1 protein-coding gene is annotated in these 529 nt (G+C 66.7%); it reads left to right on the top strand.

What is annotated here, in order from left to right; translation table 11 throughout:
- The first annotated feature begins 51 nt into the window (after positions 1–51).
- Positions 52–444: a nitroreductase/quinone reductase family protein gene (locus tag ACAM49_RS40375; RefSeq protein WP_369640771.1), complete on the top strand. Its 393-nt coding sequence runs from the start codon at positions 52–54 to the stop codon at positions 442–444.
- Positions 445–529: the final 85 nt, after the last annotated feature.

Raw genomic sequence — 529 nt, 5'->3', positions numbered from 1 at the left:
ATTCCGCCTCTCCCTCACCGATCCGGCGCATGGCGCGTGTTAGCGTCGGGCATGGTCAGCAGGCGGGATTTGCAGCATGCGGTGGTGACGGGGTTTCAGCGGCGGGTGGCCAATCCGATTATGGGGCGGGTGCGGATTCAGACGCTGTTGGAGACCACCGGGCGGAGGTCGGGGCAGCCGCGGATTACGCCGATCGGGGGGCGGCGGACGGGGAAGGAATTCTGGTTCGTGTCGGAGTTCGGGGAGCGGTCTCAGTACATTCGGAATATTCAGGCGGACAACCGGGTTCGGTTGCGGTTGCGGGGGCATTGGCATACCGGGACCGCACATGTGGTGCCGGAGGACGATCCGGTCGCGCGGCTGCGTGCGCTGCCTCGGGCCAACAGCACCGCGGTTCGCGCGGTGGGCACGGACCTCCTGACCGTTCGGATCGATCTGGACTGAGGGCTATGTAAAGGGTTGTCCGACAACCTGTTTGCCCTGATGCCAGACCGCGCGGGTGAGGGGGACGCCGGGGCGGTAGGCCAGG

This window comes from Nocardia sp. JMUB6875, assembly GCF_041154655.1.
Taxonomy (GTDB): Bacteria; Actinomycetota; Actinomycetes; order Mycobacteriales; family Mycobacteriaceae; genus Nocardia.
This window is presented reverse-complemented; position numbering and strand designations above follow the sequence as displayed.

Bases quoted from the DNA above. Each gene is read 5' to 3' on its own strand.
- ACAM49_RS40375 (WP_369640771.1), top strand. From the start codon at position 52: ATGGTCAGCAGGCGGGATTTGCAGCATGCGGTGGTGACGGGGTTTCAG.